The sequence below is a fragment of the Pseudomonas sp. SM4 genome (assembly GCF_051913165.1).
Lineage (GTDB): Bacteria > Pseudomonadota > Gammaproteobacteria > Pseudomonadales > Pseudomonadaceae > Aquipseudomonas.
Genome location: NZ_JBODOE010000008.1, coordinates 89752 through 109992 on the forward strand (window position 1 = coordinate 89752; position 20241 = coordinate 109992).

General features: G+C 60.5%; 24 protein-coding genes. 10 read left to right on the top strand and 14 right to left on the bottom strand.

Annotation, left to right across the window (positions count from 1 at the left end):
* Positions 1-19 precede the first annotated feature (19 nt).
* On the bottom strand, positions 20-1075 hold the full coding sequence (gene bioB, locus ACQ4MY_RS16500) for a biotin synthase BioB (protein WP_008084274.1): 1056 nt from the start codon (positions 1073-1075) through the stop codon (positions 20-22).
* Positions 1076-1166: 91 nt separating this feature from the next.
* Between bioB and ACQ4MY_RS16505 the strand changes: the two genes are divergently transcribed.
* From ACQ4MY_RS16505 to ACQ4MY_RS16520, 4 genes are all read left to right on the top strand, one after another.
* Complete coding sequence (locus ACQ4MY_RS16505) at positions 1167-1901, top strand: ComF family protein (protein ID WP_440095843.1); 735 nt, start codon at positions 1167-1169, stop codon at positions 1899-1901.
* A 176-nt stretch (positions 1902-2077) separates the two neighbouring features.
* Positions 2078-2842 (top strand): TOBE domain-containing protein, encoded by a 765-nt coding sequence (locus ACQ4MY_RS16510; protein ID WP_440095844.1) that lies wholly within the window; start codon positions 2078-2080, stop codon positions 2840-2842.
* 70 nt (positions 2843-2912) lie between these two features.
* A complete protein-coding gene (locus ACQ4MY_RS16515; RefSeq protein ID WP_440095845.1) occupies positions 2913-4814 on the top strand; it encodes a PhoX family protein in 1902 nt (633 codons plus the stop codon).
* Positions 4815-5136: 322 nt separating this feature from the next.
* Positions 5137-6111, top strand: a complete 975-nt coding sequence (locus tag ACQ4MY_RS16520; protein WP_008083831.1) for a serine/threonine protein kinase — start codon at positions 5137-5139, stop codon at positions 6109-6111.
* A 12-nt stretch (positions 6112-6123) separates the two neighbouring features.
* On the opposite strand, the gene mtgA is transcribed toward ACQ4MY_RS16520, so the two are convergent.
* Positions 6124-6846, bottom strand: coding sequence for a monofunctional biosynthetic peptidoglycan transglycosylase (gene mtgA / locus ACQ4MY_RS16525; protein WP_008083830.1), 723 nt, complete (start codon positions 6844-6846; stop codon positions 6124-6126).
* A 74-nt stretch (positions 6847-6920) separates the two neighbouring features.
* On the opposite strand from mtgA, the gene ACQ4MY_RS16530 reads away from it, so the two are divergent.
* The 4 genes from ACQ4MY_RS16530 (at position 6921) to trmB (ending at position 9300) form a co-directional block, all read left to right on the top strand.
* Positions 6921-7292: a DUF423 domain-containing protein gene (locus tag ACQ4MY_RS16530; protein WP_440095847.1), complete on the top strand. Its 372-nt coding sequence runs from the start codon at positions 6921-6923 to the stop codon at positions 7290-7292.
* Between the two features lie 217 nt (positions 7293-7509).
* Entirely contained in the window at positions 7510-7710 is a 201-nt protein-coding gene (thiS, locus tag ACQ4MY_RS16535; RefSeq protein WP_178116854.1) for a sulfur carrier protein ThiS, read from the top strand.
* A gap of 60 nt (positions 7711-7770) precedes the next feature.
* Complete coding sequence (locus ACQ4MY_RS16540; protein WP_007913621.1) at positions 7771-8565, top strand: thiazole synthase; 795 nt, start codon at positions 7771-7773, stop codon at positions 8563-8565.
* 9 nt (positions 8566-8574) lie between these two features.
* Positions 8575-9300 (top strand): tRNA (guanosine(46)-N7)-methyltransferase TrmB, encoded by a 726-nt coding sequence (gene trmB, locus ACQ4MY_RS16545; RefSeq protein WP_008083818.1) that lies wholly within the window; start codon positions 8575-8577, stop codon positions 9298-9300.
* 241 nt (positions 9301-9541) lie between these two features.
* On the opposite strand, the gene ACQ4MY_RS16550 is transcribed toward trmB, so the two are convergent.
* The 11 genes from ACQ4MY_RS16550 to ACQ4MY_RS16600 form a co-directional block, all read right to left on the bottom strand.
* Entirely contained in the window at positions 9542-10090 is a 549-nt protein-coding gene (locus tag ACQ4MY_RS16550; RefSeq protein ID WP_440095960.1) for an RNA 2'-phosphotransferase, read from the bottom strand.
* Positions 10091-10223: 133 nt separating this feature from the next.
* Positions 10224-10547 carry a DUF3392 domain-containing protein gene (locus ACQ4MY_RS16555; protein ID WP_008083808.1) on the bottom strand — a complete coding sequence of 108 codons (324 nt, stop codon included), beginning with the start codon at positions 10545-10547 and terminating at the stop codon, positions 10224-10226.
* A 35-nt stretch (positions 10548-10582) separates the two neighbouring features.
* On the bottom strand, positions 10583-11788 hold the full coding sequence (gene hemW / locus ACQ4MY_RS16560) for a radical SAM family heme chaperone HemW (protein WP_158834168.1): 1206 nt from the start codon (positions 11786-11788) through the stop codon (positions 10583-10585).
* Positions 11785-12381, bottom strand: a complete 597-nt coding sequence (gene rdgB, locus ACQ4MY_RS16565; RefSeq protein ID WP_007913634.1) for an RdgB/HAM1 family non-canonical purine NTP pyrophosphatase — start codon at positions 12379-12381, stop codon at positions 11785-11787. The genes hemW and rdgB overlap by 4 nt, the downstream gene beginning before the upstream one ends.
* Positions 12378-12812 carry a DUF4426 domain-containing protein gene (locus ACQ4MY_RS16570; protein WP_008083800.1) on the bottom strand — a complete coding sequence of 145 codons (435 nt, stop codon included), beginning with the start codon at positions 12810-12812 and terminating at the stop codon, positions 12378-12380. The genes rdgB and ACQ4MY_RS16570 overlap by 4 nt, the downstream gene beginning before the upstream one ends.
* Positions 12813-12837: 25 nt before the next feature.
* A complete protein-coding gene (metW, locus tag ACQ4MY_RS16575) occupies positions 12838-13458 on the bottom strand; it encodes a methionine biosynthesis protein MetW (protein ID WP_007913638.1) in 621 nt (206 codons plus the stop codon).
* Positions 13459-13465: 7 nt separating this feature from the next.
* Positions 13466-14605 carry a homoserine O-succinyltransferase MetX gene (gene metX, locus ACQ4MY_RS16580; protein WP_008083796.1) on the bottom strand — a complete coding sequence of 380 codons (1140 nt, stop codon included), beginning with the start codon at positions 14603-14605 and terminating at the stop codon, positions 13466-13468.
* Positions 14606-14825: 220 nt separating this feature from the next.
* Positions 14826-15116 carry a DUF167 domain-containing protein gene (locus ACQ4MY_RS16585; RefSeq protein ID WP_440095848.1) on the bottom strand — a complete coding sequence of 97 codons (291 nt, stop codon included), beginning with the start codon at positions 15114-15116 and terminating at the stop codon, positions 14826-14828.
* Positions 15113-15703 (bottom strand): YggT family protein, encoded by a 591-nt coding sequence (locus tag ACQ4MY_RS16590; RefSeq protein WP_250605812.1) that lies wholly within the window; start codon positions 15701-15703, stop codon positions 15113-15115. The genes ACQ4MY_RS16585 and ACQ4MY_RS16590 overlap by 4 nt, the downstream gene beginning before the upstream one ends.
* Positions 15704-15713: 10 nt before the next feature.
* Positions 15714-16532, bottom strand: a complete 819-nt coding sequence (gene proC / locus ACQ4MY_RS16595; protein WP_008083786.1) for a pyrroline-5-carboxylate reductase — start codon at positions 16530-16532, stop codon at positions 15714-15716.
* Between the two features lie 23 nt (positions 16533-16555).
* Entirely contained in the window at positions 16556-17242 is a 687-nt protein-coding gene (locus ACQ4MY_RS16600; RefSeq protein WP_440095850.1) for a YggS family pyridoxal phosphate-dependent enzyme, read from the bottom strand.
* A gap of 56 nt (positions 17243-17298) precedes the next feature.
* Here ACQ4MY_RS16600 and ACQ4MY_RS16605 point away from each other — a divergent pair, with 56 nt between their 5' ends.
* Both ACQ4MY_RS16605 and rarD read left to right on the top strand, forming a co-directional pair.
* Positions 17299-18333, top strand: a complete 1035-nt coding sequence (locus ACQ4MY_RS16605; protein WP_008083784.1) for a type IV pilus twitching motility protein PilT — start codon at positions 17299-17301, stop codon at positions 18331-18333.
* Positions 18334-18465: 132 nt separating this feature from the next.
* Complete coding sequence (gene rarD / locus ACQ4MY_RS16610) at positions 18466-19353, top strand: EamA family transporter RarD (protein WP_440095852.1); 888 nt, start codon at positions 18466-18468, stop codon at positions 19351-19353.
* A gap of 222 nt (positions 19354-19575) precedes the next feature.
* Here rarD and ACQ4MY_RS16615 read toward each other — a convergent pair whose 3' ends face one another.
* A complete protein-coding gene (locus tag ACQ4MY_RS16615) occupies positions 19576-20094 on the bottom strand; it encodes a glycine cleavage system protein R (protein ID WP_007910018.1) in 519 nt (172 codons plus the stop codon).
* Between the last annotated feature and the right edge of the window lie 147 nt (positions 20095-20241).

Consider the following 20241-nt stretch of genomic DNA (forward strand, 5'->3'; position numbering starts at 1 on the left):
CATGAAATCCGTGGGGCGATCAGACGGCGGCGTTGTAGAACTGCTCGCTGCTCTTCTGTTCAACCAATGCCTGCTCGATCGCCGCTTGGTGAACCTCGTCGGCATGCTCTTCACGCGCTTCCGGCTGAATGCCCAGGCGCGCAAACAGTTGCATGTCCTTGTCGGCCTGCGGGTTGGCAGTGGTCAGCAACTTGTCGCCGTAGAAAATCGAGTTGGCGCCAGCGAAGAAAGCGAGGGCCTGCATCTGCTCGTTCATCGCTTCGCGGCCGGCGGACAGGCGCACGTGGGATTGCGGCATGAGGATACGGGCCACGGCGAGCATGCGGATGAAGTCGAACGGGTCGATGTCTTCGGCGTTTTCCAGCGGCGTACCGGCGACCTTCACCAGCATGTTGATCGGCACCGATTCCGGGTGTTCCGGCAGGTTGGCCAACTGGATCAGCAGATTGGCGCGGTCATCCAGCGACTCGCCCATGCCGAGAATCCCGCCCGAGCAGATTTTCATCCCCGATTCACGTACATAGGCCAGCGTTTGCAGGCGCTCGCTGTAAGTGCGGGTGGTGATGATGCTGCCGTAGAACTCCGGCGAGGTGTCGAGGTTGTGGTTGTAGTAATCGAGGCCGGCCTTGGCCAGCGCTTCGGTCTGATCCTGATCGAGACGGCCGAGGGTCATGCAGGTTTCCAGGCCCATGGCTTTCACGCCTTCAACCATTTTCAGCACGTACGGCATGTCTTTGGCCGACGGGTGCTTCCACGCCGCGCCCATGCAGAACCGCGTAGAGCCGATGGCCTTGGCGCGTGCCGCCTCTTCGAGGACTTTCTGCACTTCCATCAGTTTTTCTTTTTCAAGGCCGGTGTTGTAGTGACCGGACTGCGGGCAGTACTTGCAGTCTTCCGGGCAGGCGCCGGTCTTGATCGACAACAGCGTCGAAACCTGAACGCGGTTGGCGTTGAAATGTGCGCGGTGCACCGTTTGCGCCTGGAACAGCAAGTCGTTGAATGGCTGTACGAAGAGGGCTCTGACTTCGGCCAGTGACCAGTCGTGACGCAGGGTGGCGGTGGTGCTCGCGCTCATGGGTAATTCCTTGGTTATGCTTGGCTGGCGACTGGGGAAACGGAATACCCACAGGCGCTACACGGATGTTCGGCATATTTAAGGAAGAGTCATGCGCTGTCAACCACCATACAAAGAGTCGGTTTACATCTGTTTAAAAAACGTACAAATCTGTTTGTTGTGCGATGAGCCCGCAGACGCAGAAATGCCAATGTGCGTGGCGTGCGAGACCGAACTGCCATGGCTGGGTGATCACTGCATCACCTGCGCGCTGCCGCTGGCGGCGGCGGACATGACATGTGGTGAGTGCCTGCTAGAGCCTCCAGCGTTCGAACAGGTCGTCGTGCCGTGGCTGTATGGTTTCCCGGTGGACAGTTTGATAACGCGCTTTAAACACAACGCGAAATGGCCGTTTGGCCACCTGCTCGCCGACGTTCTCGGGCAATACCTGCAACATCGCTTCGAAGAGGACGTACCAAGACCGGAGGCGCTGTTGCCGGTACCGATGGCGAAACAACGTTTGCGTCAGCGTGGTTTCAATCAGGCTGCGATGCTGGCGCGATGGCTGGGCAAGTCCCTTGATCTGCCGTGCGAGGAGCAGGTCCTGCGCAGGCTGCAGAACACCAGCGCCCAGCAGGATCTCGACGCCAAGGCGCGTAAACGCAATCTGCTGCAAGCCTTCAGCCTCAATCCCGATGCACAGGTGAAGGGCCGACATCTGGCGTTGATCGATGATGTGCTGACGACCGGCGCCACGGCCCAAGCGTTGGCCCGATTGTTGATGAATGCCGGCGCAGCAAGAGTTGATGTTTATTGCCTGGCCCGCACACCAAAACCCGGAACCTGAAGCCAACACATCCCCCCTGTAGGAGCTGCGGCACGCTGCGATCTTTTGATCTTGTTTTTAAAGATCAAAAGATCGCAGCGTGCCGCAGCTCCTACAAGGGATTGGGTTTGGCTTGACTCTGGCGTTGCAAGCGGCCAACTTCACTTCCCACCGCCACAGCTAAAAAGCCCCCATTCATGTCCATGCCTTCCCTGTTGTCCCAGCACATCGTCCGCCGTCCGCAGCGTATCGCCCTGCTGCAACACATCGCCGAACAGGGCTCGATCACCCGCGCCGCAAAAAGCGCCGGCCTGAGCTACAAAGCGGCGTGGGATGCCATCGATGAGTTGAACAACCTCGCGCAAAAACCGCTGGTGGAGCGTGCCGTCGGCGGCAAGGGTGGCGGCGGCGCGAAACTGTCCAGCGAAGGCCAACGGGTATTGCGCCTCTATCAAAAGCTGCAAGCCTTGCAGGCCCAGGTGCTGGAAGCCGCGGAAGACGCCAGCGACCTCGATCTGCTCGGTCGTTTGATGCTCCGCACCAGCGCACGCAATCAGTTGCACGGCAAGGTTGTGGCGATTGAAAGTCAGGGTCGCAATGACCTGATCCGCCTCGAACTCGCCGAAGGCCTGCACCTCGACGCGCAAATCACCCACGACAGCACCGTGCATCTGGAACTGCAGGCCGGTACCGAAGTGGTGGCGCTGATCAAGGCCGGCTGGCTCGAACTGCTGACCGTCGAACAACCTGCAACGTCTGGTCACAATCTTCTCACCGGCACCACCGAAGCCATTCTCGATGCCGAGGACGGCCCCAGCGAAGTGCGCATTACCCTGCCCAACGGCCATACCCTCTGCGCTCTGGCTGAGCCGCTGGACTTGCGCACCCGTGGTCTGATCGTCGGGCAAGCGGTGCAGGTGCAGTTCTCACCGTCCAACGTGCTCATCGGTACGCCGCTCTAGTCGGGCGCTGCAACGAAAGCGTCATCGACGCTCATTAAGGTGGCTGCCAAAACCAAGCAGGGAGCCTGATGTGAGCCTATTAGAAGAAAACCAATCGACTGACCTGGAAAAAATGGTCGGCCTCAGCCGTCGCGGCTTCATCGGCGCCGGCGCGTTGTGCGGCGCGGCGATGTTCCTCGGCGGCAGTCTGTTGAGCCGCAGCGCACTGGCCACCGGCGTCAGCGCTGGCAACAGCCGCCTGCTCGGTTTCGAGAGCATTCCGGCGGCCACCACTGACGTGATCAGCCTGCCCAAAGGCTACAAGTCTTCGGTGCTGATCAGTTGGGGCCAGCCATTGCAGAAAAACGGCCCGGCCTTCGACCCGAGCGGCAACGGCACCGCCGCCGCACAAGAAGTGCAGTTCGGCGACAACAACGACGGCATGAGCCTGTTCGCCTTCCCTGACGATCGCAACCGCGCGTTGATGGCGATCAACAACGAATACACCAACTACCGCTACCTCTACCCGCACGGCGGCATGCCGCAGTCGGCCGAAGACGTGCGCAAGGCACTGGCCTGCGAAGGCGTGTCGGTGATCGAGGTACAGCGCAAGAACGGTCAGTGGCAGTTCGTTCAAGGCTCGCGTTACAACCGCCGCATCCACGGCAACTCGCCGCTGCGCATCAGCGGTCCGGCAGCCGGCCACGATCTGATGAAGACCGCTGCCGACAAGCACGGCAAGAAAGTCCTCGGCACCTTCCAGAACTGCGCCAACGGTAAAACCCCGTGGGGCACTTACCTGACCTGTGAAGAAAACTTTACCGACTGCTTCGGCAGCAGCAACGCCCAGCAGCAGTTCGACCCGGCGCAAAAGCGCTACGGCGTGTCGGTCGCCAGCCGCGAAATCAACTGGCACCCGTACGACCCGCGCTTCGACATGGCGAAAAACCCCAATGAACTCAACCGTCACGGCTGGGTGGTCGAGATCGATCCGTTCGATCCGAAATCGACCCCGGTCAAACGCACCGCGCTGGGCCGCTTCAAACATGAAAACGCCGCACTGGCCGAGACCGATGACGGTCGCGCCGTGGTGTACATGGGCGACGACGAGCGTGGCGAGTTCATCTACAAATTCGTCAGCCGTGACCGCATCAACCATCGCAACGCCAAGGCCAACCGCGACATCCTCGATCACGGCACCTTGTACGTGGCCAAATTCGACAACGGCGACAGCAACCCCGACCACCCGAAAGGCCAGGGCCAGTGGATCGAACTGACCCACGGCAAAAACGGCATCGACGCCAGCAGTGGTTTTGCCGATCAGGCCGAAGTGCTGATCCATGCGCGCCTTGCCGCCAGCGTGGTTGGCGCCACGCGTATGGACCGCCCCGAATGGATCGTCGTCAGCCCCAAGGACGGCCAGGTTTATTGCACCCTGACCAACAACGCCAAACGCGGCGAAGACGGCCAACCCGTCGGCGGGCCGAACCCGCGCGAGAAGAACGTCTACGGGCAGATCCTGCGCTGGCGCACCGACCGCGACGATCACGCTTCGAAGACGTTTGCCTGGGATCTGTTTGTGGTTGCCGGTAATCCGGGTGTGCATGCCGGGACGCCGAAGGGCGGTTCGAAGAACATCACCCCGCAAAACATGTTCAACAGCCCGGATGGTCTGGGTTTCGACAAGGCTGGCCGCTTGTGGATTCTCACCGACGGCGATTCGAGCAACGCTGGCGACTTTGCCGGAATGGGCAATAACCAGATGCTCTGCGCCGATCCCAAGACCGGTGAGATTCGCCGGTTCATGGTCGGGCCGATTGGTTGTGAGGTGACGGGGATCAGCTTCTCGCCGGATCAGAAGACGCTGTTTGTCGGGATTCAGCATCCGGGGGAGAACGGTGGTTCGACGTTCCCGGAGCATTTGCCGAATGGCAAGCCGCGCTCGTCGGTGATGGCGATTACCCGTGAGGATGGCGGGATCGTCGGCGCCTGATAAGCCCTCATCGCTGGCAAGCCAGCTCCCACAGGGAAACGCATTTCTAATGTGGGAGAACGGTGGTTCGACGTTTCCTGAGCATCTGCCGAATGGCAAGCCACGCTCGTCGGTGATGGCGATTACCCGCGAAGATGGCGGGATCGTCGGCGCCTGACAGGCCCTCATCGCTGGCAAGCCAGCTCCCACAGGGAACGCATTTCTAATGTGGGAGCTGGCTTGCCAGCGATGGCGTCAGCGAAGACACCAACCACCTCCCCCGCTGCCATCTGCGCTACCATGCTGGGCCGGACGCGGCAGCCTGCTGCGCGCAGGAGTCAGCATGGCCCACCCGTTTGAAACCCTCACCCCCGACCTCGTCCTCGATGCCGTTGAAAGCATCGGTTTCCTCAGTGATGCGCGCATTCTGGCGCTCAACAGCTACGAGAACCGCGTCTATCAGGTCGGCATCGAGGACTCCGAACCGCTGATAGCCAAGTTCTACCGTCCGCAACGCTGGACCAACGAAGCAATCCTCGAAGAACACAAATTCACCTTCGAACTGGCCGACGTCGACATCCCGGTGGTTGCACCCATGATCCACAACGGCGAAACCCTGCACGAACACGCCGGTTTCCGCTTCACCCTGTTTCCGCGTCGTGGCGGCCGGGCGCCGGAGCCGGGCAATCTTGACCAGCTGTATCGCCTCGGCCAGTTGCTCGGGCGGATTCACGCGGTCGGCGCGACGAAGCCGTTCGAACACCGTGAAGCCCTCGCCGTGCAGAACTTCGGCCACGCCTCGCTGAACACTTTGCTCGAAGGCAACTTCATTCCGAAAAGCCTGCTGCCGGCCTACGAGTCCGTCGCCCGCGACCTGCTCAAACGTGTGGAAGATGCCTACGCCAACACGCCCCACCAGAACATCCGCATGCATGGCGACTGTCACCCCGGCAACATGATGTGCCGCGACGAGATGTTCCACATCGTCGACCTCGACGACTGCCGCATGGGCCCGGCGGTGCAGGACATCTGGATGATGCTCGCCGGCGACCGTCAGGAATGCCTCGGGCAGTTATCGGAATTGATGGATGGCTACAACGAATTTCACGATTTCGACCCGCGCGAACTGGCGCTGATCGAACCGCTGCGCGCCTTGCGTCTGATGCACTACAGCGCGTGGCTGGCACGACGCTGGGATGACCCGGCGTTCCCGCACAGTTTCCCGTGGTTCGGCACCGAGCGTTATTGGGGCGATCAGGTGTTGGCGTTGCGCGAACAACTGTCAGCGCTCAATGAAGAGCCGCTGAAGTTGTTCTGATGCAGGAGAGGATCAGCGCGCCCACGGTGCCCGGCGCGAATCGTTGAGACCCAGCAGATAGCTGTCGCCACCCAACTGGCTCATCTGCTGGCGAATCCAGCCGGCGCGGCGCGACACGTAAGCGGTCGGATGGCTGGCGCTCCACACGCGCGGATTCGGCAACACCGCCGCCAGATAACTCGCCTGCTGGCGGGACAGCGACTTGGCGCTCACACCGAAATGATGACGGGCGGCAGCTTCGGCGCCGAACACACCGTCATCCCACTCGACGCTGTTCAGGTACACCTCAAGAATCCGCTGCTTGGGCCAGAACACCTCGATCAGCGCGGTGAACCAGGCTTCGAGGCCTTTGCGCAGATAACTGCGCCCGGCCCACAGAAACAGGTTTTTCGACACTTGCTGGCTCAAGGTGCTGGCGCCGCGAATCGAACCGCCGAGTTCGTTGTGCGCGAGTGCGGCCTGAATTGCGCTGAAATCAAAACCCCAGTGCTCGGGGAATTTCTGATCTTCACCGGCCATGACCGCGACTTTGAGATCGTCGGAGATCTCGTCCCACGGCTTCCACGTGCGTTGCAGATCAATCGGCTCGCCGTCGACCCACGACTCGACCTTGCGCTCGACCATCAGCGCCGTACCCGGCGGCGGCACGAAACGAAAGATCAGCACCAGCACGATGCTGCCGCCCGCGAACCAGAGCAGAGCCTTCGTAAGACGACGGAAAATAGTACGCAGCATAGAGATGGCTTGGCCGAACCCGTGGAGCGGGCCATTATACAGACCCTGCCGATCGAGTCTGACTGGAGTTCTTCATGTTGCGTGGCTTTCTGCTGCTGGCCGCTTTCTTTGGTTTTACTGGTGTCGCACTCGGCGCTTTTGCCGCCCACGGCCTGAAAAACCGTCTGACGCCGGAATATCTGGCAATTTTCCACACCGGCGTCACCTACCAATTGGTGCACACCGTGGCGCTGTTCGGCGTCGCGCTGCTGGCTACGCATGTTCAGGGCCGACTGGTCACCTGGGCCGGCGTGTCCTTCACCGTCGGCATTCTACTGTTCTCCGGCAGCCTGTACGTGCTGACCACCACCGGCATCAGCAAGCTCGGCATCATCACCCCGTTCGGCGGCCTGGCCTTCCTGATTGGCTGGCTGTGCCTGGGCCTCGCCGCGTGGCGCCTGACCTGACCTGACCTGACCCACCATGAAACCGCTCCCTGTAGGAGCTGCCGCAGGCTGCGATCTTTTGATCTTGAAAAACAACATCAAAAGATCGCAGCCTGCGGCAGCTCCTACACGGGCCTGGGCATTTCAGCGGGGCAGCGGGTTTAAAGACGAATGGCTTGGGTCACCCTGTCTGATCGGGCTAGAATGCCAGCCCCTAAAAATGATGGCGGCGTTGCGCATGCGCATTCAGTTGAACGGCGAATCCCTTGAACTGCCCGACGGTGAAACCGTTGCGGCCCTGATCACCCGTCTGGAACTGACCGGACGCCGGGTAGCAGTTGAACTCAATCTGGATATCGTCCCGCGCAGCCTGCATGCCGACACCACGCTCAATGACGGCGACAACGTTGAAGTGGTGCACGCCATCGGCGGCGGCTGATTGCCAGGCCCGCGAGGGCACAGAATTCTGCAAGACCCTCACTCCTAAAGAGGATTCCCCATGAGCATCGTTCGTAGCGACAAGCCTTTTGTGCTGGCCGGTCGTACTTACCAGTCGCGTTTGCTGGTTGGTACCGGCAAGTACCGTGACATGGAAGAAACCCGTCAGGCCATCGAAGCCTCGGGTGCCGAGATCGTCACCTTCGCCGTGCGCCGCACCAACCTCGGTCAGATCGAAGGCGAGCCGAACCTGCTCGACGTATTGTCGCCAGAGCGCTACACCTTCCTGCCGAACACTGCCGGTTGCTACGACGCCATCGAAGCCGTGCGCACCTGCCGCCTGGCCCGTGAGTTGCTCGACGGTCATAACCTGGTGAAGCTGGAAGTACTGGCTGACCAGAAGACCCTGTTCCCTAACGTCATCGAAACCCTCAAGGCTGCCGAAACGCTGGTCAAGGAAGGTTTCGACGTGATGGTGTACACCAGCGATGACCCGATCATCGCCCGTCAACTGGCGGAAATCGGCTGCATCGCGGTGATGCCGCTGGCCGGTCTGATCGGTTCCGGTCTGGGGATCTGCAACCCGTACAACCTGCAGATCATCCTCGAAGAAGCCAAGATCCCTGTGTTGGTCGATGCCGGTGTCGGCACTGCGTCCGACGCAACCATCGCCATGGAACTGGGTTGCGATGCGGTGCTGATGAACTCGGCCATCGCCCACGCCCAGCAGCCGGTGATGATGGCTGAAGCCATGAAACACGCCATCGTTGCAGGCCGTCTGGCCTACCTCGCTGGCCGTATGCCGAAAAAACTCTATGCCAGCGCCTCTTCGCCGCTGGATGGTCTGATCAAGTAAGAGCCATTGATGACTGAATCGAACGACACGCCTATCCAGCCGGAAGAAGGCGACGAGCGCCAACACCGCCGCATCAAGAGTTTCGTGATGCGTGCCGGGCGCATGACCGAAGGCCAGCAAAAAGGTCTGGATCAAGGCACGCCGCTGTTCGTCCTGCCGCTGGCCGACGCGCCGGTGGATTACGATCAAGTGTTCGGCCGTTCGGCACCGCGCTCGCTGGAGATCGGTTTCGGCATGGGCCACTCGCTGCTGGAAATGGCCGCGGCGGCGCCGGATCAGGATTTCATTGGCGTTGAGGTTCACCGTCCGGGTGTTGGCGCGCTGCTCAATGGCGTGCTGACGCAGGGCCTGACCAACCTGCGGGTCTACGATTGCGACGCGATCGAAGTGCTCAACCGTTGCATCGCCGACAACAGCCTCGATCGCCTGATGCTGTTTTTCCCGGACCCGTGGCACAAGAGCCGTCACCACAAGCGTCGTATCGTTCAGGCCTCGTTCGCTGAACTGGTGCGCAGCAAGTTGAAGGTCGGCGGCATTCTGCACATGGCCACCGACTGGGAACCGTATGCCGAATACATGCTGGAAGTGATGAACGTCGCGCCGGGCTACCGCAACCTCGCCGAAGACGGCAAGTGCGTGCCGCGCCCTGCCGAACGCCCGATCACCAAGTTCGAACGCCGCGGCGAACGTCTTGGCCACGGCGTCTGGGACCTGAAGTTCGAAAAACAGTCCTGAGCCAATGCAATACCACCTGTAGGAGCCGAGCTTGCTCGCGAAGGCGCCCGCTCATTCAACATCAACGTTGACTGACACGCCGCCATCGCGAGCAAGCTTTGCTCCTACAGTTGTTTTCGGGGCTGCACCCAAGCGAAACAGGTAGGAACTGCGGCACGCTGCGATCTTTTGATCCTGATTTTCAAGATCAAAAGATCGCAGCGTGGCGCAGTTCCTACAGTTGTTTTGAGTGCCCGAAAAATCACACGGGCGAAAGAAATCGAGCGGGCACCTGCTCAGTCAGCCAGACGCCATTTTCGGCCTGATAGAACTTGTAGCCCTGCTCCTCCATCTGCTGCGCCGCAACCTGCAGAACGACTAACGTTCCATAGCGTTGACCCACGGCCGAGGCGGTGGCGATCTCCTCGGACAAGTGCACGTGATGGCGTTTCCCGGGAATCAAACCCTGTTCGTGGATCGAGTCGAGAAAACGCGTCGCAGTGCCGTGATACAGCGTTCGAGGTGGCTGTTTCTGCACGAATTGCAGATCAACGCTTTTCGTCGAGTGCCCCTGAACCGCGCGGATAGAGTGGCCGTCTGCAGAAATCGCAAAACGCTTCTTGTCACTGCTGGCCACGACGTTTTCAATCAGCTCGCGACTCAACTGCCTGCCGTCACCCGCAGCCCCGCTGATCAGAGCGTCGATACTCGCCCAGCCCTCAGCATTAAGCGCCAAGCCGATTGCCTGAGGTTCGTGACGCAACACGAAGCTGAGAAATTTGCTTGTCTCGTCCAGCAACTTTTTACTCATGACCGTCCCTGATTCCCGGCAAAAAAATAAAACCCACGCTTGTAGGAGCTGCGGCACGCTGCGATCTTTTGATCCTGATTTTCAAGATCAAAAGATCGCAGCGTGCCGCAGCGCCTACAGTTGTTTTCTGGTGTTAGCGGCGGTCGGCGACTACGCCGATGAGGACGAGGACTACCAGCAGCACTGGCGCCAGGCTGTAATTGTTGAACTGGCTCAGGCCTTTGATCACCCACGGCGTGGCGTAGATCAGTGCCGCGCCGCTGCCGATCAGACACAACAGCGCCATCAATGGCACGCGCAAGGCGCCGGCGATGCTGCCCAGGCGTTGCTCGACCCAGCCTTTGAAATCGGCGCCGAACAGCACCAGCAAGCAGCCGACCAGCGCCAGGGCGATTTCCGAGAGGTTGCTGCGGCTCCAGCGGGAGACGGTGGCGAGCAGGTCGAGTATCAAATCCATGCGTTTTCCCTTGGGACAGAAGTTGAGGGTTGAGCTCAGTTCAGAAATTGTTGCAGCAAATCGTTGAGGAACAGCTGTCCGCGCTCGGTGGCCGCCAGACGTGACGGTTCGACCTGCAACAGACCGCTTTGTTCTGCCGCTGCCCGGCCTTCGGCGAGGCTTTCCAGCGACAGCCCGGTACGCTCCGGGTACAGGCGCGATTCCACACCCGCAGTCAGGCGCAACGCGTTCATCAAAAAGTCGAACGGCAGCTCATCATTGGTCAGCGATTTCTCGCCAGCCTGAAAATTTTTCGCCGGATTCAGATAGTCCTTCGGCAGCCGTGTCTTCCACGTCCGCACGATGCGCCCGTCCGGATGGCTCAACTTGCCATGCGCACCCGCGCCAATACCGATGAAGTCGCCAAAACTCCAGTAATTGAGGTTATGCCGCGCCGGACGTCCGGCCTGTGCATAAGCCGAGACTTCGTACTGCGCGTAACCATGCTCGGCCAGCAGCGCCTGCCCGGCTTCTTGAATGTCCCACAGCGTGTCGTCTTCCGGCAGCACCGGCGGCTGATTCCAGAACACCGTGTTCGGCTCCAGCGTCAGTTGATACCAGGAGATGTGCGTCGGATTCAGCTCGATAGCCTGGCGCAGATCGCTCAAGGCATCGTCCAGCGACTGATCGGGCAAACCGTGCATCAAGTCGAGGTTGAAGTTATCGAACCCGGCCTGCCGCGCCATCCCGGCCGCGCGCACCGCTTCGTCACCGTTGTGGATGCGGCCCAGTGCCTTGAGCTTTTCCTGCTGGAAGCTCTGGATACCGATCGACAGACGATTGATCCCCAGCTTGCGGTAGGCGACAAACTTCTCTTGCTCGAACGTGCCCGGATTGGCTTCCAGGGTGATTTCGATGTCGTCGGCAAACGGAATGCGCTGCTCGACGCCTTCAAGCAAACGCCCAAGCGCTTCGGCGCTGAACAGGCTCGGCGTACCACCACCGAAGAAGATCGACGTCAGCTCACGGCCATAAACCGCGTGCAGATCCTGATCGAGATCGGCCAGCAAGGCGTCGACGTATTCCTGCTCCGGCAACACCGGGCTGGCGGTGTGCGAGTTGAAATCGCAATACGGGCATTTGCGCACACACCATGGGATGTGGATGTACAGCGACAAGGGCGGCAGCGTGGGCAGCGGCGCCCGAGGCGAAGAAGCGGCGCCGCCGACGATTAGCGACGACGCGGAGGAATCACGGGTCATTTCAGGCCCAGACGCTGGCGCAGCAGATCCATTGCACGGGCGCGGTGGCTGATCTGGTTCTTGTCGGCCGGGCTCAGTTCGGCACTGGACACGTCGCGTTCCGGCACCCAGAACAGCGGGTCATAACCGAAACCGTGCTCGCCACTGGCAGCGGTCAGAATCCGTCCGTGCCACAGGCCTTCGCAGAGGATCGGCAACGGATCGTCAGCGTGACGCACTAGCGCCAGCACGCACACAAACTGTGCACCGCGCTCGGCTTGCGGCACGTCCTTCAAGGCGTCGAGCAGTTTGGCGTTGTTCGCCGCGTCGCCCTTGCCATCGGCATAACGCGCCGAATAGATGCCCGGCGCACCGCCAAGGAAATCCACCGCCAGACCGGAATCGTCGGCCAGCGCCGGCAGCCCGGAAATGCGTGCGGCGTTGCGCGCCTTGAGGATCGCGTTCTCGACGAACGACAGACCGGTTTCTTCCGGCTCGACCTTGCTCCACTCGCCAATCGAGCGCAGTTGCACCGATTCGCCGAGCATGGCCTGAAGTTCTTTGAGTTTGCCGGCGTTATGGCTGGCCAGTACGAGCTGCTTGATGTTCATCATTCGCCGGGAAAGAGTTCTTGGTTGAAATTGATGGTGTTGATCTTGTCGCCGTTCTGCACCTTGATTTCAAAGGTGCGGGTTTCCTGCTGTTCCACCGGGTACTGGGCGATGTAGTAGATCGCGCCCTGTTCGGTGACCTGGCGGAAGTTCAGCGGCACGCTCTGGCTGGTCAGGTCTTTGACCGTGCCGGTGACGTTGGCGACCAGTGGTTTGCCGTCCTTGATCACCGAGACATTGATCACGCCCTGATTCTTGCTGCGGATCAGCTCCGCTGCCTTGGCGATGTCCGGTTGCAGGAACGTCGAGTTGAAAGTGTTGTAGTGCACCGTCACGTCGCCAAAGGTTTCCTTGCGCTCACCTTTGATGACATCCGCTGCCAGTGCGCTGGCACTCAGGCAGGCGGTCAATAACAACAACGCTAAACGACCCATGATCGTCTCCTCGAAATGACGGGATTCAGACCGCGACTTTGTGGTCTGCAAGCTGCGGGCTGCTGACGCGGTAGATACCGATCTCACCTAACAGATTAGGCCATAGCTTACTGGCCCACCCGTGGCGGTGCTGTTGATCCACGGCAAGCCGATCAATGACCTTCGCATCACGTTCGCGACACAGTTCTTCAAAGTCTTCGAAGGTGCAGAAGTGAATGTTCGGCGTGTTGTACCAGGTGTACGGCAGAAACTCGGAAACCGGCATGCGCCCCTTGCTCGCCAGGTACCAGCGGCAGCGCCAGTGACCGAAGTTCGGGAAGGTAATGATGCATTGGCGACCGACCCGCAGCATTTCGTCGAGGATCTTGTCCGGGTAGTGCACGGCTTGCAGGGCCTGGGTCATGACGACGATGTCAAAACTGTTGCTGGCGAAGTTGCCCAGGCCCTTGTCCAGATCCTGCTCGATGACGTTGACGCCTTTGGCCACGCATTGGGCGATGTTGTCGGCGTCGTTTTCCAGGCCATAACCGGTGACGTTCTTGTTGTCGCGCAGCCAGGTCAGCAGCTCGCCGTCACCGCAACCGAGGTCGAGGACGCGGCTGCCGGCGGGGATCCATTCCTGGATGATTTCCAGATCAGCTCTCATGGCTTTCTCACAACGTGATGCGGTTCATGTAATTGCCGAACGCCTGCAAGTAGCGCGGGATCGGAATCAGGAAGGCGTCGTGGCCCTGCGGTGCGTCGATTTCCAGATAACTGACGTCCTTGCGCGCCGCCATCAGCGCATCCACCAGTTCACGCGAACGCGCCGGGGAGAAACGCCAGTCGGTGGTGAACGACATCACGCAGAACTTGGCCGTGGCGTTGGCGAAGGTTTTCGCCAGGTCATCGTCGAAGTTCGCCGCCGGGTCAAAGTAGTCCAGCGCCTTGGTCATCAACAGATAAGTGTTGGCGTCGAAGCGTCCGGAGAACTCTTCGCCCTGATAACGCAGGTAGCTTTCGACCTGGAACTCGACACTGTGGAAGTCGTAGTTGAGCTTCTCGCTCTTCAGGCCACGGCCGAATTTCTCGCCCATCGAATCGTCGGACAGGTAGGTTATGTGCCCGACCATCCGCGCCAGCATCAAACCGCGCTTGGGGATCACGCCCGCTTCCTGGAACGAACCGCCGTGGAATTCCGGATCGGTCAGGATCGCCTGACGCGCGACTTCGTTGAAGGCGATGTTCTGCGCCGACAACTTCGGTGCCGAAGCGATGGCCAGGCAGTGACGTACGCGATCCGGGTAAGTGATGGTCCATTGCAGCGCCTGCATGCCGCCGAGGCTGCCGCCGATCACCGCCGCCCACTGGCCGATGCCGAGCAGGTCAGCGAGGTGTGCCTGGCTGTGTACCCAGTCTTCCACGGTGAGCACCGGGAAGTCGGCACCGAACGGTTTGCCGGTCTCGGGGTTGATGCTGCTCGGGCCGGTGGAGCCGTTGCAGCCGCCCAGATTATTCAGGCTGACCACGAAGAACTTGTTGGTGTCGATCGGTTTGCCCGGGCCGATGCAGCTGTCCCACCAACCGGGCTTGCGGTCGTCGACGCTATGGTAGCCAGCGGCGTGATGATGGCCGGACAAGGCGTGGCAAATCAGCACGGCGTTGCTCGCTTGCGCGTTCAGCGTGCCGTAGGTTTCGTAGATCAGGTCATAGGCGGCCAGCGACCGGCCACAGGCCAAGGCCAGCGGTTCGCTGAAGTGCGCGGTTTGCGGCGTCACCAGACCAACAGAATCGGGGGGAAAGGCAGTTGGCATCGACCCTGCTCTCGTTGAAATGAGGCGTAAGTCTAAAGACCGGGGGGGTTAGCGGCAAGCAACGATCGGGCCTCATTCATTGAACGCGCCCCCTGTGGTGAGGGGATTTATCCCCGTTGGGTGGCGAAGCCGCCCCCTGCGTTCTACCAGCCAAACCGGGTTGGCAGGTTTTACGACTGCTGCGCAGCCGAGCGGGGATAAATCCCCTCGCCACAGGAGATCAGAGGCGCACTAGTCCGGGCAAATCCGGCAACTTCTTTGGCGAGCAGATTTTCACCCGCTTCTGCCGGTTCAACTCACCGCTGAGCAAACTGACCTGACTCTTGGACACTCCAAACGCCTTGGCCAGAAAGCCCATCAGATACGCATTGGCCTTGCCCTCGACCGGCGGTGCGGTCAGGCGGATCTTCAGGCGATCGCCGTGCAGCCCGGCGAAGTCATCGCTGCGGGCTGCCGGTTGCAGGTGACACTCGAGGATCAAGTCGTCACCGTCCCATCGAAACCAGCTCACATCAGCAGACGGAGGATTTCCGGCATCATCGTCATCGCGGCCAGATTGTTGATCACCAGCATGTCGATCAGCTTCAGCGCAAGGAAGGCAAAGATCGGCGACAGATCCAGACCGCCGAGATTCGGCAGGAACTTGCGGAACGGCGCCAGCGCCGGCTCGCAGATCTGATTAACCAGCTCAGCACCCGGATTGTGGCTGCCCGGTGCGACCCACGAGAGAATCACGCTGATGATCAGGGCGAAGAAGAAGATCTTCAGGAACAGCGCGGTCACGCCGATGATCGACCAGATAAACAGTTGCAGCGGATTACCGGTGGTGCCGTAAGTCAGCAGCAGGGTCAGCGCCATCAGTGCCAGTTGCACCAGAATCGCCAGCACCAGCGACGACATGTCCAGGCCGAACAGGCTCGGAATGATTCGGCGCAGTGGCTTGAGCAGGGGCTGGGTCGCTTTGACAATGAACTGGCACAGCGGGTTGTAGAAGTTCGCCCGCACCAGTTGCAGCACGAAACGCAGCAACACGATCAGTAGGTACAGACTGCCGAGGGTTTGCAGCACGTAAACCGCTGCAGTGTTCAATCCAATCATGTAAGGCTCCTTATTTGCCCAGTTGTTCGGCCATTTCGGCCGAGCGGTGCGCGGCGGCGCCGAGTGCAGTTTCGACCAGGGCTTCGAAGCCATTGGCCTGGAATGATTTGATCGCCGCTTCAGTGGTGCCATTTGGCGAGGTCACGCGGCGACGCAGTTCGGCAGCATCGACATCACTGGAGACGGCCATGTGTGCCGCGCCCAACGCCGTTTGCAAGGTCAGTTGTTCGGCGATTTCCTTGGGCAGACCGAGTTTGACGCCAGCGGCGGTCATGGCTTCGATCAGCAGGAAGAAGTACGCCGGGCCGGAACCGGACACGGCGGTCACCGCATCCAGTTGCTGTTCTTCGTTCAGCCACAGCGCGATGCCGACGGCGGACAGCAGCTCTTCGGCTTGCTGACGCTGCTCGGCAGTCACTTCGCTGGTCGCGTACAAACCGCTGACGCCCTGACGCAGCAGCGCCGGGGTGTTCGGCATGCAGCGCACGATCGGCTGCTCGCCGAGCCACGCGGTCATGCTCGCGCAAGTGATGCCGGCGGCAATCGACACCACCAGCTGATTCGGTTTCAGACTCGGGCGAAGCGCTTCGCACACGGTTTTCATGGCTTGTGGCTTGACCGCCAGCACGATCACGTCGACGCCGTCGATGGCCTGAGCATTGTCGGCAAAGGTTTCGATGCCGTGTTCAGCGCTGACCCTGGCACGGGTTTCTTCGCCCGGATCGCTGGCACGGATGTGGGCAGCTTCCAGACCTTTGGCGCGCAGGCCGCCGATCAAACTGGCAGCCATGTTGCCGGCACCGATAAAGGCAATACGTGTGTTGCTCATGTGTGGTCCTTATCTGGAAACGTTCAAGATTGGGAATAGTCACGCGCGCCAAACAGGGCCGTACCGATACGCACCCAAGTGGCGCCTTGGGCAATCGCCGACTCAAGATCGTGGCTCATGCCCATGGACAGTGTGTCGAGCGGCAAATCGAGGCTGGCCTGCAATTTCTGCACGGCGGCGAAGGCCGCGTCTTGCTCGGCGCGGTCGTCGGTCGGCTCGGGGATTGCCATCAAGCCGCGCAGTTTCAAACGCGGCAAAGTGCTGATCGCAGCGGCCAGCGCCGGCAGATCGTCAGGCGTGCAGCCGGATTTACTGACCTCACCGCTGACGTTGACCTGAATGCAGATGTTCAGCGACGGCAGCTCGGCCGGGCGCTGTTCGGACAGACGTTGAGCGATTTTCAGGCGATCCACGGAGTGCACCCAGTCGAAATGCTCGGCAATCGCGCGAGTCTTGTTCGATTGAATGGGGCCGATGAAGTGCCAGATCAAGGGCAGGTCGGCCAGTTCGAGCTGTTTGCCCAAGGCTTCCTGCAGGTAGTTCTCACCAAAGTCGCGCAGGCCGGCGGCATACGCTTCGCGCAGGGCCTCGGCGGGTTTGGTTTTGCTCACGGCGAGCAACTGGACGCTGTTTTCAGGACGGTGTGCGGCTTGGGTCGCGGTCTGGATGCGCGAACCAACGTGGGAAATGTTGTCTGCTATCGTGGACATCAAGAGGCGCCGGCGGTCTGAAGGTTCGCGGCATTCTACTGGAAACGAGGATCGCTATGGATATCACTGAACTGCTGGCCTTCAGCGCCAAACAAGGCGCTTCCGACCTGCACCTGTCGGCCGGTCTGCCGCCGATGATCCGCGTCGACGGCGATGTACGGCGGATCAATCTGCCGCCGCTGGATCACAAGCAAGTGCACGAGCTGATCTACGACATCATGAACGACACCCAGCGGGTCGACTTCGAGAAACATCTGGAAACCGACTTTTCCTTCGAAGTCCCCGGCGTCGCGCGTTTTCGGGTCAACGCCTTCAACCACAACCGTGGCGCCGGCGCGGTGTTCCGTACCATCCCGTCGAAAGTGCTGAGCATGGACGACCTCGCCATGGGCGATGTTTTCCGCAAGATTACCGATGCCCCGCGCGGGCTGGTGCTGGTCACCGGGCCGACCGGTTCGGGCAAATCGACCACGCTGGCGGCGATGATCGATTACCTCAACAACCATCGTCATCACCACATCCTGACCATCGAAGACCCGATCGAATTCGTTCACGAATCGCGCAAATGCCTGATCAATCAGCGTGAAGTTCACCGCGATACCCGCAGTTTTGCCACCGCACTGCGCTCGGCACTGCGCGAAGACCCGGACGTGATTCTCGTCGGTGAGATGCGCGATCTGGAAACCATTCGCCTGGCGCTGACCGCCGCAGAAACCGGGCATCTGGTGTTCGGCACCCTGCACACCACGTCGGCGGCGAAAACCATCGACCGGGTGGTCGACGTGTTTCCCGGCGACGAGAAATCGATGGTGCGCTCGATGCTCTCGGAATCGCTGCTGGCGGTAGTCTCGCAGACGCTGATCAAGAAGATTGGCGGCGGCCGGATTGCGGCGCACGAGATCATGCTCGGCACGTCGGCGATCCGTAATCTGATCCGCGAGGACAAGGTGGCGCAGATGTATTCAGCGATTCAGACCGGAGGATCGCTGGGCATGCAGACCCTCGACATGTGCCTGAAAGACCTGGTGACCAAGGGCTTGATCAGCCGCGAGCATGCCCGGGAGAAAGCGCGGACGCCGGATAATTTCTGATCACTGTTGATGAGCCTTCTCTGGGGAGGCTCATTCCTTCGTTCACACATTCCTGACCAATCAACTGCGGCACTGGCTGACAAACCTCCTTACAATCCCCTCCTTTGTTAGCTGCCTAAGCAAGGATTCTGCATGCAAGCCGCCAACCCGCGTCGCGGGTACATCCTGGGCCTTACCGCCTACATCATCTGGGGCCTGTTCCCGATCTACTTCAAAGCCATTGCCGAAGTCCCGGCGGTCGAGATCATCATCCATCGGGTGCTGTGGTCGGCGCTGTTCGGCGCGTTGCTGCTGATGGTGTGGAAACACCCGGGCTGGCTGCGCGAGTTGCTCGACAACCCCAAGCGTCTGGCGATTCTGGCCCTGAGCGGCACGCTGATCGCGGCCAACTGGCTGACGTACGTGTGGTCGGTGAACAACGGACGCATGCTGGAGGCGAGCCTCGGTTATTACATCAATCCGCTGGTCAACGTATTGCTGGGGATGCTGATTCTTGGCGAACGTCTGCGGCGGATGCAGTGGCTTGCGGTTGGGCTGGCGGCGGTGGGTGTGGCGCAGCAGGTCTGGCAGGTCGGCAGTCTGCCGTGGGTGTCGCTGGTGCTGGCGCTGACCTTCGGTTTTTATGGGCTGATCCGCAAACAGGCTCCGGTCAAGGCGTTGCCGGGCCTGGTGGTGGAAACCTGGATGCTGGTGCCGATTGCCATCGCCTGGCTGCTGTTCAATCAGACCGCGACCAGCGCGCAACCCGAGTTCTGGACCACGTCGCAAGCCTGGTGGCTGGTCGCCGCTGGCCCGGTGACGCTGGTGCCGCTGGTGTGTTTCAACGCGGCGGCGCGGCATCTGCCCTACACCACGCTGGGCTTCCTGCAATACCTGGCGCCGACGCTGGTACTGCTGCAAGCGGTGCTGCTGTTCGGTGAGCACTTGTCGTCCAGCACGCTGGTCGCGTTCATCTTTATCTGGGCTGGCTTGGCGGTGTACAGCGTCGACGCGTGGATAGGTTTGCGCCGGCGCAGCTGATCAAAAAATATACAAACCTCCGCAGGCCACGGTTCTCGTGGCCTGCAACGTTCCTTCCCAAGGTTATCCACAGCGTGATCCCCGCCGTTTGTGCGCAACTCACTGAATACTGGCGGTTTTTTGATCAACTCCAGCAAAGCCACGGCGGGCGTGGCGTTGCTCGCAGTCTCTACAGGTTATCCACAGGCAGGTGCACGTTAAAACTGGATAACCTGCTCAGCGTTAAACGTCTGTGCGTAACACCAATTCGACCATCAGATCATCGGCCAGGGTTTCCAGGCGCGACTGCAACACGTCGAGCGATAAAGTCAGCGGCACGGCGAGAATCGCTTCGGCATGGAACAGCGGTTCACTGCTCATCGGTGCGGGGCGCACTTCGGTCACCAGCCTTTCAAGGTTCACGCCCTGCTCGCTGAGCAAGCGGGTGATGTCACGGACGATCCCCGGGCGGTCGTTGCCGACCAATTCCATGGCAATCGGTTTCCAGGTGCAGGATTGTTCGATTCCGCTTTCAGCAATCAGTACGCGAATGCCATGAGTCGACAGCGCTTGTAGGGAATCGACTAATTCGTCGTAAGCCTCTGCCGGCACGCCCACCCGCAGAATCCCGGCAAACTGCCCGGCCATCCGCGACATGCGACTTTCCAGCCAGTTACCGCCGTGCTCGGCAATGCATTGGGCAATACGCTCGACCTGCCCGGGCTTGTCCGGGGCGAAAACGGTGAGTACGAGATGGTCCATGGCGCCGCCCTCTTGTCATGACTGTTGTTATAGAAGGGGAAGTATAGGCAAGGGCGTTGATTCAGCCTGACCCGACCTGCCTTGCTGGGAAACTGTGCCTGGGTTTGGGTTTGGGTTTGGGTTTGGGTTTGGGTTTGGGTTTGGGTT